10 protein-coding genes and 1 tRNA gene are annotated in these 18,141 nt (G+C 54.6%); all 11 read left to right on the top strand.

Going from position 1 to position 18,141, the window contains the following annotated elements; all coding sequences use genetic code 11:
• The first annotated feature begins 11 nt into the window (after positions 1-11).
• The 11 genes from CFLAV_RS32380 (at position 12) to CFLAV_RS15270 (ending at position 18,038) form a co-directional block, all read left to right on the top strand.
• Entirely contained in the window at positions 12-659 is a 648-nt protein-coding gene (locus CFLAV_RS32380) for a BON domain-containing protein (RefSeq protein WP_007415675.1), read from the top strand.
• A gap of 407 nt (positions 660-1,066) precedes the next feature.
• Positions 1,067-3,403 carry a DUF1549 domain-containing protein gene (locus tag CFLAV_RS15320; protein ID WP_160164590.1) on the top strand — a complete coding sequence of 779 codons (2,337 nt, stop codon included), beginning with the start codon at positions 1,067-1,069 and terminating at the stop codon, positions 3,401-3,403.
• A 12-nt stretch (positions 3,404-3,415) separates the two neighbouring features.
• A complete protein-coding gene (locus CFLAV_RS15315) occupies positions 3,416-4,834 on the top strand; it encodes a DUF1501 domain-containing protein (RefSeq protein ID WP_007415672.1) in 1,419 nt (472 codons plus the stop codon).
• Positions 4,835-5,057: 223 nt separating this feature from the next.
• A tRNA-Gly gene (locus CFLAV_RS15310) sits at positions 5,058-5,134 on the top strand.
• A 181-nt stretch (positions 5,135-5,315) separates the two neighbouring features.
• A complete protein-coding gene (locus tag CFLAV_RS15300; protein WP_007415671.1) occupies positions 5,316-8,546 on the top strand; it encodes an ATP-binding protein in 3,231 nt (1,076 codons plus the stop codon).
• Between the two features lie 85 nt (positions 8,547-8,631).
• Entirely contained in the window at positions 8,632-9,255 is a 624-nt protein-coding gene (locus CFLAV_RS15295) for a response regulator (RefSeq protein WP_007415670.1), read from the top strand.
• A gap of 184 nt (positions 9,256-9,439) precedes the next feature.
• Entirely contained in the window at positions 9,440-13,195 is a 3,756-nt protein-coding gene (locus tag CFLAV_RS15290) for a hypothetical protein (protein ID WP_007415669.1), read from the top strand.
• A gap of 159 nt (positions 13,196-13,354) precedes the next feature.
• Positions 13,355-14,638 (top strand): immunoglobulin domain-containing protein, encoded by a 1,284-nt coding sequence (locus CFLAV_RS15285; RefSeq protein ID WP_007415668.1) that lies wholly within the window; start codon positions 13,355-13,357, stop codon positions 14,636-14,638.
• Between the two features lie 254 nt (positions 14,639-14,892).
• Positions 14,893-16,212 carry a serpin family protein gene (locus CFLAV_RS15280; protein ID WP_050785791.1) on the top strand — a complete coding sequence of 440 codons (1,320 nt, stop codon included), beginning with the start codon at positions 14,893-14,895 and terminating at the stop codon, positions 16,210-16,212.
• A 344-nt stretch (positions 16,213-16,556) separates the two neighbouring features.
• Positions 16,557-17,765, top strand: coding sequence for a hypothetical protein (locus tag CFLAV_RS15275; RefSeq protein WP_040548961.1), 1,209 nt, complete (start codon positions 16,557-16,559; stop codon positions 17,763-17,765).
• An 81-nt stretch (positions 17,766-17,846) separates the two neighbouring features.
• Complete coding sequence (locus tag CFLAV_RS15270; protein WP_007415665.1) at positions 17,847-18,038, top strand: serpin family protein; 192 nt, start codon at positions 17,847-17,849, stop codon at positions 18,036-18,038.
• Positions 18,039-18,141 lie beyond the last annotated feature (103 nt).

Below are 18,141 nucleotides of genomic sequence, written 5' to 3'. Positions count from 1 at the left end.
AAAATCAAATTATGAAACTCAACCCAAAGAAATTAGTACTAACTGTCTGCCTTGGCGCAGTCGTCGGCTTGGCGGGTTTGGCTGGCTGTCAAACAAGCGGTGACCGCAGTGCCGGTCGCTACGAGGACGACAAGAAAGTCGCGAGTCGCGTCAAGAAGGATCTCAAGGAAGAACCCGTGTATAAGTTCACTGATGTGCATGTCGCGGCCTATGACGGTGTGGTTCAACTGAGCGGATTTGTTAATACCCAGGATCAGAAAAACAGGGCCTCGGACGTCGCCCGGCACGCTGATGGTGTACGGGAGGTGGTTAACAGTCTTGTCATCAAGCCACAAGTGGCCGCAACCGGTCCGGCTCCAGTTATTAACAATGAAAATCGCATCACTAGTCCCACCGGAGCGCCAACAGGTCGCCGTATTGATGCGGAAACCTCCGCCACCCATTATGGTGGAAATGCAGCCGGTGCAACTGGCACCACAACCGGAACTACTTCGGGCACTTCGGGCACTACCATAACACCTTCTGGGCCGCCAACTACCTCAGCGGAGCCAATCACACCATCACAGACGAAGGCACCATCGGAGTCCATCAGCAGCCCCAGCGTAAATATCACGACTCCCAACGTAAACATCAACACTAACGCTCCAAGCAGCCAATAATCTTGCCCGAACGGCTTTGTAAGCCAGGGAGTCTGGAAATATTTAAAGGACCGCGGTAATGCCTTGGTGCAACCGCGGTCCTTTAATTTTTGACTGACGGAATTTGTGAAACACAGATTTGCGCGTGCCGATTGTGAATGGAAAATGCGCAAAACACGTCCAAGGTTTACGGCTACAGATTAGAGTTGGTGTGCTTTCTGAATTTTTATGCAGACCCGTCACGCGGTTTAGGTAAATGCAACCAAACTTTCTCTGTATTTTTGATGCTAATTTGGTACAGTTAAATCTAGATGCGTTCCCATTTTCCAATATTGACTCTGGTTGCGTGGATAAGCAGTTGTGCAGTTCTCAGCGCAAAGATCACGCCTGAGCAAGCAAAACAATTACCCCCGCCAGCGAATCATCCGGTGGATTTTTCAAAAGAGGTGAAGCCGATTTTTGAGTCGAGCTGCATCAAGTGTCACGGTCGTGGTCGGGACAAGGGTGGTTTTCAATTGGACAGCCGTGAAACGTTGCTCAAGGGAGGCGACTCCGGGGTGGCGGTGGTGCCGGGAAAGAGCGAGGCAAGTTATATAATCGAACTAGTCCAGGGATTTGATCCGGATGAAATGATGCCTAAAAAGGGCACCAAACTGACACCGGAACAGGTTGGAATATTGCGCGCCTGGATAGACCAGGGAGCAAAGTGGGATGCCGGAGTCACCTTCGGAAGACTGGAGCCCGCGAATCTCAAGCCGCATCGCCCTGAAGTTCCCGCCGGGGACAGGGAAATGAATCCGGTTGATCGCTTTTTGCAACCTTACTTTGCGGCGCATCATATCAAACCTGCGACGCCAGTGAATGACCGGCTCTATGCGAGGCGCGTGTATCTGGATGCGATTGGTCTGCTGCCTACGCCGGAGCAATTGGATGCGTTTGAAAAAGACAAGCGTCCGGACAAGCGGCAGCAACTCGTGCGGAGTTTGCTCGCGGACAATCAGAATTATGCGGTGCACTGGATGAGCTGCTGGAATGACATGTTGCGGAATGATTATCGCGGGACGGGCTACATCGATGGCGGTCGCAAACAGATCACCGGCTGGCTCTACACGGCTTTGGCAAAGAACATGCCATATGACAAGTTCGTCGCAGAGTTGATTAATCCCACTCCCGAATCCGAAGGGTTTACCAGGGGAATTATCTGGCGTGGCGCGGTGAATGCCAGCCAGGCGCCACAAATGCAAGCTGCCCAAAGCATTTCACAGGTGTTCATGGGAGTGAACTTGAAGTGCGCGTCCTGTCACGATAGTTTCATCAATGATCTTACTCTGGCGGATGCTTACGGGCTCGCCGGGCTTTATGCGGAAGGCCCGCTGGAGATGGTCCACTGCGACAAGCCGACGGGGAAAAAGGCGGATTTGAAATTTATTTACCCGGAGCTGGGACAGATCGATCCCAAGGCCGATCGGTCCACCCGATTGAAGCAGTTGGCAGAGGTAGTTTCAGGACGTCAGGATGCGCGGCTCACCCGCACGATCGTAAACCGGTTGTGGCAGAGATTCATGGGGCGTGGTTTGATTGAACCCGCCGATGAGATGGAGAAAACCGCGTGGAACCAGGATTTGCTGGATTGGCTGGCGGAGGACATGGCTGACCAGAACTTCGACATGAAGAAGACCATGGAACGCATCCTGACTTCGCGCGCCTACCAAATGCCGGCGGTCAGTCTCGATGAGAAGAGCAGCGAGGACTACGTTTTCAAAGGGCCAATTGTGAGGCGGATGTCGGCGGAGCAGTTCCGTGATTCATTGGGGGAAGTGGCCGGGATATGGTATGAGCAACCGGTGGCGCAGGTGGATTTTTCGGCGGGTGCCAGCAACCAGAATTTTGATGCCCCCTTTGCGGCCAAATGGATTTGGACAGAAGCCACAGCGGCACAGGCCGCCAAACCGGGCACGAATTATTTTCGCAAGGTGGTGGTGCTTGATGGTGAGCCCACATCAGCCATGGGTGTCATTACTGCTGACAACAGTTTCACGCTATTTGTGAATGGCAAAAAGGCCGGAGCCGGCAAGAAGTATGACGAATTGCAGGTCGTGGATTTACGCAAACACCTGGTAAAGGGAACCAATTACATCGCTGTCAGCGCGGTGAATGATGGTGACAAGCCGAATCCTGCGGGTTTGTTTTTATATGCCTATGTTCGTTTTGGAAATAAGGCATCCAAGGTAATGGATTTCGGGACGGATAAATCATGGGTATGGTCCGGTAACAAGGAGAAGAATTGGGATAAACCAAAATTTAACGGTGCCAACTGGTCGGCTGCTGCTGAATTGGGGGCCATTGGCCTCGGTCCGTGGAATCTTGAGCCGCAATTCAAGAGTGCCATGATTGCGCCGGAGAAGTTCGGGAGGGTGCGGTCGGCGCTAGTGAATGCCGATACCTTGCAGGTGGCGTTAGGACGGCCCAATCGGGAGCAAGTGGTTACGACCCGTTTATCCGCTGCCACCACGTTGCAAGCTTTGGAACTGACAAATGGGCATGAACTCTCCGACATCATCAAGCAAGGTTCGAAGAAATTAATGGCCGAAAGTTCCGACAAGGATTTGGTTACCCGGTTGTATCTGCGCGCACTGGGAAGAAAGCCGACCGGTGAGGAGCTGAAACTGGCCCAGGAGATGGTTGGCAAACCGGTCCAGAATGCCGGCATTGAGGATTTGTTATGGGCAGTGACGATGCTGCCGGAATTTCAATTAATTTATTGAGGAAGGATTGTTATGAGTAATGAGTGGAGCAGGAGAGACTTTTTGAAAACGGCCAGCGCCGCCACGCTGGGAGCATTGGCTGCAGGCTATCCGTGCGCCATGTGGGCGGCAGAGGAAGAGAAAATCAAGCCGACAGCGGACACGGTGATCGTGCTGTGGATGGCTGGCGGCATGGCACATACCGAGACGTTCGATCCCAAGCGCTACACTCCTTATGAGAAGGGGCTGGAATCGAACCGGGTGCTGTCCACGTTCCCGGCGATTGATACGGCGGTCGACAATATCAAGGTATCGCAGGGCCTGGAGAATATTGCGAAGGTCATGGATCGGGCCACGCTGATTCGTTCCTATACTGCTGGAGATCTCGGTTTCATCCTGCACTCGCGGCATCAATACCAATGGCACACGGGCTATGCTCCGCCGCAGACGGTGGCGGCACCGCATCTGGGCGCTTTCATTGCGCGCACGTTGGGGCCATTGAACCCGGCGGTGCCGGCGTTCATCGATATTGGGCAGCGTTTTGACCTGGGTGAAGGGGAAGAGCTGAAGGCTTTCCATACGGCTGGTTTTCTTGGCAGCGAATATGGGCCGTTTGCCATCTCCAATCCGGAGCAAGCCGTGCAAAGTGTGCGTCCGCCAGCGGGCATGAGCCCATCGCGGTTCGAGAATCGCGACAAGTTTTACCGCAAGCTGATGGCGAAAAGTCCCATTATGGAATATGGAAGCGATTATCAGCAACAATCGCTGCTGCGCTCGATGGACAATGCGCATCGACTGTTGAGTTCTCCGGCCTCAAAGGCCTTTGATCTCTCGCTCGAGCCGAAGGAGAGTTACGATAAGTATAATACTGGCAAGTTTGGGTTGGGTTGCCTCTTGGCGCGCCGGTTGACGGAAGTGGGAGCGCGATTTATTGAAGTCACCACCGAGTATATTCCGTTCGTGAACTGGGATACGCACGAAAATGGGCATACCCGGTTGGTGGATTTGAAGAAGTCGATTGATGCGCCGATTGCCCAACTGGTACTGGACCTGGAGAAGCGGGGGCTTTTGGATCGGACGCTGATCGTGCTCGCAAGCGAGTTTAGCCGCGACATGATGATGGAAGGAAAACCTGAAAATCTGGTGAAAAACCAGGTCGTGGTGCCCGATGTCATCAACGATATGAAGTACTACGGCATGCACCGGCACTTTACGGATGCCGGCAGTGTGTTGATGTTTGGCGGCGGAATGAAGAAAGGGTATCTGCATGGCAAGACGGCGGATGAACGTCCTTGCACGACGGTTGAAAAGCGAGTGGTGATCGAGGATCTGCATGCATCGATTTACCGGGCGGTGGGTATTTCGCCGAAACTCAGCTATGACATTGAAAAGCGGCCATTCTATGTCACCAAGGATGGGAAGGGGAAGCCGGTTATGGATCTGTTTGCGTAAGGCGATTCGGGAAGTAACCACGAGATGGACCCAAACGAACACGAATCAGAACCGAGTTGAAATAGTGTAGTCGTTTGGCATTTAGGTGTTTAAATGGCAGGTGCTTGCAGGATTCCCGAGGCTGAGTCTCGCTGGCCGGCTTAAATATTTGATGAAGTAGAATAAATAAAAGAGGGCTTGCAATTTGGATGAATTCTCGTAGTGTTTTCGAGCCTGTTAGGAAGCGAGCGTAGCTCAGTCTGGTAGAGCATCACCTTGCCAAGGTGAACGTCGAGGGTTCGAATCCCTTCGCTCGCTCCATTTTTTTGTACCAACCACTTTCGTTTGCAGGAGTTGAAATCACCCGCGTTGGTAAACTGCCCTGGCTGAACGACACGATTTTCCTTTCCGGCTCTAAAGGGATGTCAGCCTCGGCCCCGGCAAAACAAATCCAGCGGAAATTGTTTGAAATGCGTTCTATTCTCAGGCAGAAGATGGATTATTGTCGCACTTAATTTCCTTGTTTTCTGCCCGGGAGTTCGCCAGCGAACGTTTGTTCGAGCGGCTTTGTTCCTTGCTGTTTTCTCTGCTTTTCCTGGGGTTGTGCGCAGGCGCAGTGCATGAAGCCAAAGCCGACTCTCAATACTCTGCAGCAACAAATTTCGCCGCGAGTCTTGCCCCCAAAGTCACGGAGATAGCCGAGCTTCTCCAACTGAACAACGACGAGCGGAGGATCGACTGCCCGATTCATCTGGAAGGGATAGTTTTGTGGGTAAGCCCGAAGCGTGACATGCTCGGATTGAAGGACAATTCAGGCGTGGCTGTGATTGAGATGGAGGTGCCGGGAGAATCTGTTCGACCGCAGATGAACATTATCGTGGAAGGGATCTGCACCGTGGAAGGGGAGCGATTAAGCTTGCGGCGTCGGCCGTTGGTGAACAACGAGGGCATTCATGGCATGATTGAACTCTCCGGAGCGATTTTTCTGAAAGCCGGCAAACATTCGATCCATGTGCCATGGTACAATCACATGCCGCCTTGTGGGTTGGAGGTGTCTTATCAAGGGCCGGGCATGACTCGCCAAAAAATTCCGGACTCCGCCTTATTGCTGCCGGTAACCACGGCAGAAGGCTCGATTCGATGGACTTCCGGACTGAATTACCGCGCGTACGAAGGTGAATGGTCTGCGGTGCCGGATTGGAGCCAGTCGGAAGTTGTTGCGAAGGGAGTGGCCACCAACTTTGATTGCTCTCTGGCGACGCGCAACACCAATGCCGGTCTCGATTTCACCGGGTATCTTGAGGTGCCGCACGAGGGTGTTTACACCTTTTATCTCCGCTCCGATGATGGCAGTCTATTGACCATTGATGACGCATCGCCGAGAACCGAGGTGATTGGCACTGGCCAATGGCCCGAGCCTTCGAAAATTTCCGCCCGTCAACATCTCCCGCCAGCGCAACAGAACCAATGGTCAACCGTGGAAGGGACGGTCATTTTCGCCAGTGAACAAAGTGGCACTCTGGAACTGGAACTGAGTTCCGGTTCCGGCCGGCTCCGGGTTGAAGTTGCCGAGAGTTCGGGCACTCCGGCCGCAACTTTTCTAAACCGCCGGATACGCGCAACCGGTATCGCACGGAACACCTATACCACTGATGGCCAGAGAGTGGCTGGCAAGTTGTTGACGCCGGGGTTGAAACAAATTGAAGTGTTGGACGCAGTTGCGGAGAACCATGGCCAGCTACGCCCAAACTCGGCGCCCCTGCCTTTGCTTGCGACGATCGAAGAGATCAAACACTTGAGCCGTGAGGAAGCGCAGCGTGGTTATCCCGTAAAAATCCGCGGGGTTGTTACGGCACTGCGACGCGAAGGCATCTTTGTGCAGGATTCCACCTGGTCGATTTATGTTCGGATGTTTGACCTCGTGGGAGGCGAGAGACCGCGGACCGGTGATTATTGGGAAATCGAAGGAACCACGTATAATGAGTTTGCGCCCAACATCCAGGCGCGTCGAGCCGTCCGTCTGGGGCCGGGCACTCTGCCGGAGCCGGTACGTCCCTCCTGGGACCAACTGATCAATGGCAGTCTCGATACCCAGTACATGGAAGTGCAGGGGATCGCCACGGCGGTTGAAACCGACGGCATGGTCCTGCTCACTCGCGCGGGAAAAATTCAGATTCGACTTCCCGAAGCCGGACTTCAGTCGATTAAGCAATATGAGAATGCATTAATCAGGGTGAGAGGTTGCGTGATACCGGCTCGTGACATTACCACGCAGCAAATAGAAGTAGGGCGGATGGATCTTTGCAACGTTGCGATTACCGTTGATGAGCCAGCGCCTGCCGACCCCTTTTCCATTCCTCTGAAGTCTGCGAGAGATTTGTTTTTATTTGATCCACGAGCTGGCGCTCTTCAACGGGTGAAGTTATCCGGGCAAATTCTTCACCAACGTGGTGAGGAATTATTCCTGGCCGATGGAACCAATGGCTTCAGGGCAACATTTATTCCCAAGGTTCAAACCAGGGTCGCCGTGGGCGACCGGGTGGAGGTGGTTGGATTTCCGGAATTGGGCGGTCCTACGCCCGTTTTGCGAGAGCCTTTAGTCCGGGTGACCGGCCACTCTCCGCTGCCGGGTCCTATTATATTGCCCCCGAACGCTCCGATTCGCGGACAATATGATTCGACGCTTGTGAAGATCGAGTCGCGACTGGCGAGCATCAGCATCGAGCGGGCTGATCAGGTGCTCGTCCTGCAATCTGGGGCAAAGGGCTTTGTTGCCCGGCTACAGACCAGGCTGGGGCGATTGCAGGATTTGCAGCCTGGAACCCGGATTGAACTGACCGGAGTTTATGCGGGTCAGGGGGACAGGGGCTCCGGGCAGGATACTGATTCTTTCGAATTGCTCCTGAACTCCCCATCTGATGTGCGAGTGCTCGAACGTCCTTCCTGGTGGACGCTTCAGCGCACCATGGTGGTCGTCGGCGCGATGGCAGCCATGATCTGCGTGGCCTTGGTGTGGATCACACTGCTCCGCCGACAGGTCGAGGAACGCTCCCAACAGCTCACGACCGAAATGCGCCGCCATGAACACACTGAACGGCAGCGTGAGTTGGAGCAGGAGCGAGCCCGGATTGCGCGCGATTTACATGACGATCTGGGAGCTGCGCTCACCCAGATCCGATTTTTGAGCGCGTTGGAGAGTCGCGACGGCACCGTGCCGGAAACGACACGCGGCCGCATGGCCAGAGTTTCGGAGAAGTCTCATGAACTGGTGACCTCACTGGACGAAATCGTTTGGGCGGTAAACCCCGCCAATGATTCGCTTCCGAGCCTCGCCACCTATTTGTGCCAATTTGCGGAGGAATTTTTCCGCGCCACGCCAATTCGATGTCGTTTGGATGTGGATGATTTCCTGCCGTCCGTGCCGTTGACCTCCGAGGTGCGTCACAATCTTTATCTCGGCGTGCGCGAGGCGCTGAACAACATCGCCAAACATTCGCAGGCAAGCGAAGTCTGGCTCCGTATTCAGGGGGATTCGCAACGTCTGCGGATATTAGTGGAGGATAACGGGGTGGGACTCCTTGTGCCGTCCACTGTAGCTACAGGCGAGGGATTGGCGAACATGCGCCGGCGCCTTGAATCGATTGGTGGCCGGTTTGAATGTGAAGCCCGGGTCGAGGGAGGCACCGTTTGTCGCTTCGAATTGCCTTTAAAATCAGCGGAGATAAGACCATGAAATCATCCATTTGGGGGATACTCCCGCAACCCAGATCTGTTATACCAAAATCGCATCTATGCCCAAGCGCCAATGCCAGTGAATTATGCTGACGACTGTTGCCATTGTTGAAGACAACCGTGATTTCCGTGCCACGCTCGCCCGCTATGTGGACGAAGCCCCGGGACATCGGTGTATTTGCGAGTGCGGCACGTCCGAGGAGGCCCTGCAAAAATTACCTCGATTGATGCCGGACGTCGTTCTCATGGACATCCATCTCCCGCAGATGTCCGGTCTTGATTGCACGCGCCGGCTGAAGGAAATATGTCCGTCGATCCAAATTCTGATCCTGACAGTTTATGAGGATAACGAGCGCATTTTTGGCGCGCTCAAGGCGGGTGCGGGCGGCTATCTGCTGAAGCGCGCAGACCCGGCGGACATCCTGAGTGCCATCCAGGATGTGAAGCAGGGTGGCGCCCCGATGAGCAGCCAGATTGCGAGGCGGGTTGTACAATCTTTTCGTGAAGTGCCGCGCGAGCCGGTCAAAAACGAAAAGCTCTCCCAACGGGAGGAGGAGATTCTCCAGCAACTCTCAAAGGGTTATACAACAAAAGAGATCGCAGAACGTCTTTCTGTCAGCGTGAACACGGTTCGGACTCACCTGCAGCATATTTATGAGAAGCTTCATGTCCGTTCACGGACCGAAGCCGTCGTTAAATTTCTTCACTGACCCATGCCAAAATCATCCATTTGGATGATACCGGCCATCTCGACTCCCGACCATACTCAGCGAATCACCTGCGGAATGGCCCGGCTGGTGGCTTGGGGAAATTATTACCAGTGGCGAGCAGAAACAACAGCGACAAATATCAAACGGGTGTGATTCGCAGTGCCGGAATCATCCTTACCCATCTATGAAACGAAGCATTCTACCTGTAGGATTGGTGCTGGCATGTGCCGGCATCGCAAACGCGGACTTTGTGCCGATCAACCTGACTCCGGGCAGTTACAGCCAGGATATGGTCGTCGAACAGACCGCGCCACACGCGCCCGCCACGCTGACCACCGCTTCCATGGACGCGGGCACGGGCAATACCGGTTACACCTGGTACGAACAGGGGTACAATCAACCCGATCCAACCACGGGGGTGCCCACGGCCAATTCGATTTTCACCAGTGAGTCGCAAAGCGATCATGCGTATCAAATGGCCCCCACTTACACTGCCAATAACTCGGTGTTGCTTGACTCCACGGTCACCAGCGCCACGCTGACCACGACAGCAGCGGCCTATTCGGCCTTGTCGTTCCTTGTCAGTTCCGGCGGTGGTTCCGTCACCATTGGCTATACGGTGCGCCATGCTGATGGAAGCAGCGACACGGGAACGTTCGTCTCGCCGGATTGGTTTGGCGGAGCTAACCAGGCTTGGACAGCCAATGGCCGTGTAACGGTTCCAAGTCCCGGCTTTGGTAATGTGAACAGTGGCAACCCGAGGCTGTACAGCGCTGACATCGCGCTGACACACACTACGAGTGCCGTGACGAACATCACGCTTACTTACAGCTCCGGCAGTGGTCATGCCGGTATTTTTGCCGTCAGCGGTTCGACTGGGACTGGATTCAATCCGATCGCCGTCACGGGGTACAATAAGGACATGATCGTCGAAGCGACAGGACCGCTGAATGGAGGCTATACAACGGCATCCATGGACGATGGAGTGAACAATGATGGCAACAGTTGGTATGAACAGGGTTATAACACGACTGCTCTCACCACAGGCTTACCGACGGCTGGTTCCACATTCGTGAGTGCTGCCTCGACCACCCACAGCTACCGGATGGCTCCCAGCTATGCGGCGAATAATACAGCGTTCATAGACGCTTCGCACAACGGATCGCTGATTCTCGTGACACCCACAACCCTCTCCGCGCTCTCCCTGCTTGTATCTGCGGGGCACGGGCCTGTAGTCGTGGATTTTGTCGTGCATCATGCGGACAGCAGTACCGAAAGCGGCTCGTTCAATGCGCCGGACTGGTTTGGCAATACACCTGTCTCCCTGAACGCAAACGGGCGTGTGGATGTTCGCAGTGCTGCTTTCAATAACGTGAATAATAATAATCCGCGGCTCTATTCCGTGGATATTCCGGTGGCGCACGGGAGCAGCCCAGTCACAAGCGTTGATCTGAACTGGAATCCCGGGAATACCGGCAGCGGCGCGGCGGCGGTGTTTGCCCTTAGCGGCCAGGCTTCGAGCTCTGTGGCCCTGGGACAATCGATGCAGTGGGGACTGACAATTACCAATATCAGCAATCCTATCACCCCACGTGTTGGGACCAACAGCGATGGTTCGCTCACGATTACAGCCGGGGGTGGTGATACCTACGGGAATCCGGACTCTTTCACCTATGCTTATCAGCAGGTGACCGGGGACTTTGATATCAAAGTCCGAGTGAATAATGTTACTGCGACTGATCCTCTCGGACAGGACTCTCCAAAAGGCTCCCTCATGGCGCGAGCCAATCTGAGTGCGGGAAGCGCCAACATCCAGATCAGCGCGCTCCCCCTGGCTCCGTCCGGACGTCAGGGCCAAATCGAAAGTATTGCCCGATTGCAAGACATTACGCACAGCCCGGCTGATACCACTGATATCAACGGCACACAGCCGACCTCAGCCACTCTCTATAACGTGACTGATACTGTTCCAAACGGTGCCTGCACCTATCCGGACGTTTGGCTCCGTATTCAACGGCAGGGCAATAAGTTCATGACGTATTTTGCGAATACCAAGCCTTCGACGGGTGTCAACCCAAACGATTCTAACGGTGGCTATCTCATCGGCACGAACGGCTGGCAGTTGGTCGCGGTAGTCCCCGCTGGACCTGACTTCCCGAAAACGATGTTAGTCGGACTGAGCACCGTTGCGCATAACAGCGACCCCACTGACACCACTAATGCGGTGGCCGTTACCTATTCCAGTTACGGAAACACGCCGAGCACACCGAGCATCCCGAACTGGAATGGCGCGCCGGTGGCTGCCAATCAGGCTCCGGGACAGTTCCCCAACAAATCTGTCATGGGAATCAACTGGGACATCAGTCTGCCTGCAAACGGACTCGGTTACGGTAGTGACACTGTCCAATCGAGCCAGGGTGCCGCGAGCCCAATCATTTGGAACACCGGTGGTTTCACCAGTGTGTCGCGAGATGTGCTGCTCTCCATCAACAGTGAGTCGCCGGCTGGTTTCTCCGTCGCACGTTATCAGGCTGGCGCCCTGGATTTTCTGCTCAGCCCTCGCGACCCAGTGTTGGCGCAGCAAAATTTGGGGCCATATTCGAATCCCAATCGCGAGCGAATTGGCAGCGGTGACCCGACGGTGCCTGCCAGCCAGGCGTATTTCCCATCCCCCGGTTATGGCTTTGTGATGAGCACCGTGCGGAAGAATGGCCAGGGATGGAACGACCAGGCGCCTTCCTTCTATGCGGCGACTTACGTCCAGCTCGACGGGGTCGGCTCGGCCATGGGCTTCGACATGACCGGTGGCAACTTCCGGAACGCGCATTTCTACACCCGTACAACGAAAATCGCGACGGGCGTGATCAACAACGGAGCCAGCGATTTGAATGGCTTGCAGCGTTGCGCGATTCCTATTTCCGTGGCCTGGTTCCCATACGATCAGGGATGGAAGGCTGGTTATTTCCAGTCCTCCGACACCGTGGACAATACGTTGTCGATCCCGAATTCGCCGCAGTTCAAGTGGGGTAACGGCTGGGGTTCATTCAGCGGAACAGCCGCCACGGGGATTACGGACCAGCTTCTGCCGGCCATGGACCTGCTCACCTGGCAGGATACTGGCAGTGGTCCAACGAGCTCAGGTCTGGCGAAACTGGTATTGCCCGGCGTCAACTCACTGACCGATGGCATGCTGTTCACGGTGGGCAACGACGAAAACAACAGCCTTCGTGGACCTTCCGCCAACAACGCAGCACTGGCCGACGGGTCCGGTTGGCAAGTAGCGGTGCGCGGTATTGAAGAGAGCAAGTACGATCCCAACACCTACGCCTCAGCAGCTGATGCCGGATCAAGTTTCTCCTTCCTGTTTGTTCCGTGGAATGCGGACAATCTGATCGGCGCGCATGTCCGTGGCACGGACGGCGCCGTCCTGCATGGCGCGGGAAGTTTTTCCCTTACTCGTCTCTCGACTGGGCGCTATGCCTTGACCATCCCTGGCAAGACTGGAACGAACGGCATGCTGATGCTAATCAACTCTGGTTACTTCGCGAGCCAGCCCACAGTGGTGGATACCGCTTTGCTCTCGTATGAATACGGCGGGACTAACACACCCGCCAACTCTTTCATCATCGAATCGCGCTACCTCAATCCTGGAGCAGGCCCGAGCGGTGAAGATATCGCCTCCCTGCGCGATGCGGACTTCAACTTCGCCTGGGTGGACTTCCAAACTCCATTGGCACCAGCGGGTACGGTTCCACCGGTGCTGAGCATCACTCACACTGGTAGCAACGTCTCCGTGTCCTGGAGCAATGGCCCCGGATTCATCCTGCAATCCACGAGTTCACTATCCGGCACTCCGACGTGGACAAGCTTGGGGACCGCGAATCCTCATGTCCTGCCGGCTGGAAGCGGGAGTCAGTTCTTCCGCGTGGTCAGTCCTTAATCGAACCAGCTCCTGAGGTTGGGGGCCGCCACGGCGACGTGGCGGCCCTTTCTCTTGTACGGTGGGGTCGTTACCTCAGGCGTTTCTTTCAAGATTATGCCTTTCATTGAGTCGAAGATTTATGTTTTCAGATGTAGTTCTTCCAGTTAAAGTTCTGATATGAAGCGGTTTATATTTCATGCTTTGTTTGGGGGCATCCTTTTTCTGGGAGCCAGTGCTTTTGCGCAGAGCCCGCTGATCAACGACAACTTCGAGAACAGAATCATTCTTTCGGGGAATCCTGTTACGTTTACCGGGACTTTAGCCAATGCAACAATTCAAGCGGGGGAACCCATGGGACCCTGGAATTGGGGCACCTTTGCGCCCTGGGCTTATGGTTACCGCAATGCGGATGCGTCCGCTTGGTGGTCATGGACCGCCACGGCTACCGGGCCAGCAACATTGGAGGTTTTAAATTCTTCAACCAGCGCTTTCAAGTTGGGGGGCATGGATGTCTGGACGGGCACAGACTTCGCGACAGATTTTGTAATTGTGGGAGGTGTAAACCTTGATATTGGGCGGCATCCCTTCTTTACATTTTCTGCAACTGCTGGAAACACTTATCATTTGCGTGTCGTAGGAACCAATTATGGTGACTTCACTCTCAGGATAACAGAAACGAACACACCGCTTATTGTGGTTCAGCCTGCAAGTCGGACAGTGACTACAAACGGGAGCACTTATTTTGGAGTCGTGGCGGCAGGTGCGCCGCCCTATTCGCCTCCTTTTTCCTATCAATGGCGCTTTAACGGAGTTGATCTGCCCGGAGAGACCTTTCCAATTCTGAGTCTGGATAATCTGACGACCAATCAATCCGGCGGCTACTCTGTCGTGGTTTCCAATCAAATCGGCGGAACCATCAGCGACGTCGCTGTTTTGAAGGTGACCGAGACGGCGAATCCTCCGCAACTGATGGCAGCTGGCAGTTCGGATACAGGGTTTGAGTTCAAAATCCTGGGAGACGTGGGCCGGATTTATCGCATTGAATCCTCCACAAACCTGAGCAATTGGACCGAAGAAAATAGCTTCCCCAAAGAATTCATTTACTATGGTACAGACAGAGCGAAAAACGGGTTGGTTTTCAGTGGGGCAAACGGATTTTCCGTGCCAAAGACTTCGCAACGGAAGTTTTATCGGACGACAGCCTATGTTCCATCCAATGAAATGTGCATTAATAACTTGAGGAAAATGCGATTCGCCAAGGAATTATTCTCACTCGTGAACAAGACCCCGTACTACTTTAACCCTACGGTCAGCGATTTAGCTCCCTACTTTAGAGATGGTCCTTTCTGTCCCCTAGATGTTAACCAGCTTACGGCCACGAGTTATAATTTGAATGATGAGAACACGGTTCCGACATGTAAATACTCCTGGGTCCATCTGCTTGAGGAACCGGAATATTAATGTTCGTTGGCCTTTCCGAGAAAATACTGTTTTCCACGAATGATAGTCACATTGGCCTGACAGGGCATTGCAGATTCGGGGTTGTTGCAGTTGGAATGAACTTTAGTTGAATTGGTCCAGTCAGGATTGACATTGTGGCGGTCATAGAACACTCTCGGCGCGAGGAACGGGGGCGACCTAAAAAGCCGGGGACGTCGGATCGCGTTCTGGAGTTAAATCATTAAAGCAGTGCGAAAATTATGCGAAGAGGGGGAATGAGTCTGTTCTGGCTGGTGTTGGCTCTGTGTGGATGCAACAGTCCCGGGCCGGTTACCATTACACCGTTGCCTTCAGGAAATGCGAAGGTGGGTCTCCTTCTTATTCCAGAGACGGATCCATTGTCAACCAATGCTCCAACAGTATATCGAGCGCCGGTGCCGTATGCGGATTTGAAGCCGTTGGTGAAGGGCAATACGGCGTTTGCTTTGGAGCTTTATGCGAAGGTGCGGTCGGGCGAGGGTAATCTGGCTTTTTCGCCTTACAGCATCTCGGCGGCGGTGGGGATGACTTATGCGGGAGCACGCGGGGAAACGGCCATCCAGATTCAGCAGGCGCTTCACTTTCCGCAGAACGAAACCAATTTGCCGGCGTTGTTTGCGCAGTTTGACCGAACGTTGCAAACGGCGCAGTCGGTTGGCGGCGCTCAGCTTAATATTGCCAATTCGTTGTGGCCGCAGAAGCAATACCGGTTCCGACCGGAGTTCCTTGAGCTTTTGAAAGTGAATTACCGAGCGACGATTACCCCGCTTGATTATGGGCGCGAACCGGAGAAAGCGATCAGGACAATCAATCAGTGGGTGGATGAGAATACGCGGCATAAGATTCCTGAGATCGTGGGGCCGGGTGATCTCAATGCGTCCACGCGAATGGTGTTGGTGAATGCGATTTATTTTAAAGGACTTTGGAATACGCCGTTCCAGGAATCTGCGACGCGGCAGGACAAGTTTCATGTGAATGCACAGCGAATGCTCACGGTGCCGTTCATGAACCGTGAGGGTTCCTTCAAATATGGAGAGAACGCCCAGGCGAAGGTGTTGGTCATTCCTTATCGCGAGCATCAGTTTGAAATGGTGCTGGTTTTGCCCCAGAAACAGGATGGCATTGCGCAGTTGGAGAGCACTCTGAATGTGACGAATCTTACGGCTTGGACATCAGTGACTGAGGGACAGGACGTTATTGTGACCGTGCCCAAATTCAAAATGTCCACCGGGCTTGGACTGACGCAAACGTTGCAAGCTCTGGGAATGCGGGATGCGTTTGATCCAGGACGGGCTGACTTCTCGGGCATGGATGGGAATCCACATTATCTTTATCTCAGCGATGCAGTGCACAAGGCCTTCATCGAAGTCAATGAGAAGGGCACGGAAGCGGCTGCTGCGACGGGGATGATGGTGCCCATGATGGGTATGGCTATGGAGCCACCACCAAAGCCGCGCGAGTTTCGTGCGGATCATCCGTTTCTCTTTTTGATTCGGGAGTCGTCGACCGGGTGCATTTTGTTTATGGGGCGGGTGATGGAGCCGGGAGGAAATTGACGCAGTTCGCTGAGCATTGTAATGTCAAGAATGGAGCTTTTGACCCTAACCAGCATCGTTGGAAGCTGGGTGAGTGACGTGCGTCCTGCAACCAAACGTGTCCATCGGAACCCACGGCGTAATCGATGAGAAGGGCCGTTGAGGCTTGGAAAAGGGTTGATGGTCTGGGGCCATGTGGGAGGAGGTTGTTTCAGAGATTCGAGTCGTTACAAAGGCACCGCCTGAAGAGCGGGACTCCGAACCCGGAGGAGAAGGTCGTCGGGATGTTCCCAGGTGAGTTGAATAAACCTGGGCAAGAATGACGGTTGGGCGGGCAAGCTCTCCCAATTTGATTTAGAAGGACCATGATGGCAGAACGCGGCAACCCAGTCGTCTCCAACGAAAGCGAACTGTATCTAACGGGGGCTGGTCCCTTGTTCCGGTGGATGCAGCGATTTGGCGGTGCCCGGAAGTGGCAGCCAACAGTCCGGCGGCGCATCATCATTTCGCTCTTGATCACCTGGTTTCCCATGTGCCTGTTCGCGTTCCTGCAAGGGCACGCACTTGGGCCGACGCCCAGAGGATCCTTTCTACTGGATTTTGCCACTTATGTGCGCTTTTTCGTGGGCCTTCCGCTTTTGTTCATCGCCGAGGCGCTTATCGGTCAGCGTTTGACACGGGCGGGTCTGAAGTTTGTGCACGACGGTCTGGTTCGAGAGGAGGATTATCCCGCGTTCGAGCAGGCGATTGCCCGCCTGGCGCGCCGACGCGAGTCCATCTGGGCGGCGCTTGTTCTCGTGGCCCTGGCTGTTGTCGGGGCGTGGAAATTCACCGCCGAAGCTGCCACTGGGGTTAATCTGGCAGGTTGGCAGTCCGTCATTCGACCGGAGGGATACGGATTTCGCTTTTCGCTGGCCGGACTGTGGAATCATCTTGTGGCCCTGCCGGTGGTTTTGCTGCTGTTGTACCGCTGGCTGTGGCGGATTCTCATCTGGACGTTCTTCCTGCGAGACGTCGCGCGGATGAACCTCGAACTGGAGCCCGCGCACGCCGACCGGGCGGGGGGACTGGGCTTTCTAGGGGTTGCTCACCAGTCCTTCGGCATCCTTGTCTTCGGGGTGAGCAGTGTGATCTGCGCGGGGATTGCCTTTCAAATCGTTTATGAGGGTGCGAGTCTTGAAAAGTTCCAAGTCCCGTTGGTCGGCCTGCTGGTGGTCATGGAGATCCTTTTTCTCGGGCCTTTGCTGATGTTCAGCCCGGTCATGGTGAGGGCCAGGCGGGCCGCCCTGATGACCTACAGCACGCTGGAGGTCCGCTACAAACGCGACTTTCAAAGAAAGTGGATTGAAAGCCCGGGACCGAAGAACGAGCCATTATTGGGCAGCCCCGACATTCAATCCATGGCTGATTTGGGCAACACCTTCCGGTTCATCAGCGAGATGAGGATCGCACCATTCGGTAACCGGACGATGATTGGACTGGCACTCGCGACTGCCTTGCCCGTTCTCCCGTTGTTCCTGCTGGTCATGCCCATTCGAGAAATAATAAATCTGCTGGTCAAAGCGGCTTTCTGAACCTGGCGCTTGGGGGAAAAGATCCACCGTTAAGCATGGTAAGGCTTTCCATTGTGCGCACAGCAAGACGCTGGTTCGGGAATGCGGGACGCTTCTGATTCCGCGCCAGTTGACTTTTCCGGCATGGACGGTAATCCGCATTGGCTTTATCTCAGCGAGGCAGTGCATCAGGCTTTCATCGAAGTGAATGAGAGGGGGACGGAAGCGGCTGCTGCGACGACGATGATGGTAACGGAAACGGGGGGCTGCCATGCCGCCACCAAAGGCGCGTGAGTTTCGGGGTGGTTGCAGTTGCGGGATTTTTCGTTAAATTGGTCGGGGCAGGATTGGCGCGTCTGCAGCCATTGAAGCGAGCACGTTTGATCCCACCAATCCA

The sequence above is a fragment of the Pedosphaera parvula Ellin514 genome, assembly GCF_000172555.1.
In the GTDB taxonomy this organism is placed as follows: domain Bacteria; phylum Verrucomicrobiota; class Verrucomicrobiia; order Limisphaerales; family Pedosphaeraceae; genus Pedosphaera.
Note: the sequence above shows the minus strand (reverse complement) of the source record. Positions and strands in the feature narration are given on the sequence as shown.

Excerpts from the sequence above, each read along its gene's own strand:
- CFLAV_RS32380 (WP_007415675.1), top strand. The coding sequence starts at position 12 with ATGAAACTCAACCCAAAGAAATTAGTACTAACTGTCTGCCTTGGCGCA.
- CFLAV_RS15315 (WP_007415672.1), top strand. The coding sequence starts at position 3,416 with ATGAGTAATGAGTGGAGCAGGAGAGACTTTTTGAAAACGGCCAGCGCC.
- CFLAV_RS15270 (WP_007415665.1), top strand. The coding sequence starts at position 17,847 with ATGCGGGACGCTTCTGATTCCGCGCCAGTTGACTTTTCCGGCATGGAC.
- CFLAV_RS15275 (WP_040548961.1), top strand. The coding sequence starts at position 16,557 with ATGATGGCAGAACGCGGCAACCCAGTCGTCTCCAACGAAAGCGAACTG.
- CFLAV_RS15280 (WP_050785791.1), top strand. The coding sequence starts at position 14,893 with ATGAGTCTGTTCTGGCTGGTGTTGGCTCTGTGTGGATGCAACAGTCCC.
- CFLAV_RS15290 (WP_007415669.1), top strand. The coding sequence starts at position 9,440 with ATGAAACGAAGCATTCTACCTGTAGGATTGGTGCTGGCATGTGCCGGC.
- CFLAV_RS15285 (WP_007415668.1), top strand. The coding sequence starts at position 13,355 with ATGAAGCGGTTTATATTTCATGCTTTGTTTGGGGGCATCCTTTTTCTG.
- CFLAV_RS15295 (WP_007415670.1), top strand. The coding sequence starts at position 8,632 with ATGCTGACGACTGTTGCCATTGTTGAAGACAACCGTGATTTCCGTGCC.